Raw genomic sequence first — 1,048 nt, 5'->3', positions numbered from 1 at the left:
GATAAAAATGCCTGAGCCATATTTAAGGGATAGAGCCAATAAAAATCAGGCAAAGTAAAAAGAGCTTCTTCAATCGCGCGAATTAGTTTATCCATATCCTATGTGTAACGCCAAGTCAAAAAGCGCGCTTTTTGTTTTGCGTCTTTTTTCGACGCCTTGTTATACATCGCACTTATCGTCTTTGGTAAATTCAAGTAAAACATCTAACACATTCATTTCTTCATATTTCTTATTTGAATTAACAAATGTAACGTATTCCGCCGGTAACTTATTTGGATTAAGACTACGACAAAGTGTAGGAGTAGTTTTACTCTCACGGGCTTGTAATATTGCTCCAGCCTCAAAGCCCAAAATGAACATAGTACATGAGGCCAAAGCTCCTTTTTCGTCTAGCTCATCATGCTTGCCTGAACATATTTCTTTCCAATATCCGCCAGTTCCCAGAGTAAATGCAGTCCCACTTGCACTCAAGCTCCACGCAATTAGAAATAGAATAGACAAGAGTCTCATAGTAGCCTCAAGAGTGTATAACGCCCTAAGCAGGCGAATGTAGTCTATTTCGCTTGCCTTTACTTGTTAACTTTTATTTTGAATAGATGACCAAATCGTATAACTTACAAGCACCATACACTATAGAAGTTGAATCAGTATGGACCCGAATATATAGTTTTTTACCTGCGACCATCGCAGATAGAGCTGTATTGTATTGAATCTTTCCAATTTCATCTTTCAGATCTACCCATATTCTTTCACTACTGCAATTTAACTCTTGTGCCCAAGGCAAGGTTCCTTCCATAGATATAAAACCATAAGTACTTTCAACTCTAATATGAGACACTTTTGCAGTATAGGAATCACTTGCCGCAAGAGTCGCTCCAGAAAGAGCTAAAACTACTAATGCAAATATAAAGTTCTTCATCAATTTTCCTTATTAAGTTAACGCTAAGCTGAATTTGCGCGTGTTTTACGCTAAATTCAAGCGTATGGTTATAATTTAGTTTCTAAGGTATAAAGATCCACTAGGACCCAGTACATTATAAGTTATAGA

2 protein-coding genes are annotated in these 1,048 nt (G+C 37.0%); both read right to left on the bottom strand.

Features of this window, described 5'->3' with window-relative positions; genetic code table 11:
* Window positions 1–159: 159 nt before the first annotated feature.
* Window positions 160–471 carry a hypothetical protein gene (locus ABVT42_RS22395; protein WP_353898166.1) on the bottom strand — a complete coding sequence of 104 codons (312 nt, stop codon included), beginning with the start codon at window positions 469–471 and terminating at the stop codon, window positions 160–162.
* 112 nt (window positions 472–583) lie between these two features.
* Window positions 584–919: a hypothetical protein gene (locus ABVT42_RS22390; RefSeq protein ID WP_353898165.1), complete on the bottom strand. Its 336-nt coding sequence runs from the start codon at window positions 917–919 to the stop codon at window positions 584–586.
* Window positions 920–1,048: the final 129 nt, after the last annotated feature.

This window comes from Aliikangiella maris, assembly GCF_040719265.1.
GTDB classification, from domain to species: Bacteria; Pseudomonadota; Gammaproteobacteria; order Enterobacterales; family Kangiellaceae; genus Aliikangiella; species Aliikangiella maris.
Note: the sequence above shows the minus strand (reverse complement) of the source record. Positions and strands in the feature narration are given on the sequence as shown.

Bases quoted from the DNA above. Each gene is read 5' to 3' on its own strand.
- ABVT42_RS22390 (WP_353898165.1), bottom strand. From the start codon at position 919: ATGAAGAACTTTATATTTGCATTAGTAGTTTTAGCTCTTTCTGGAGCG.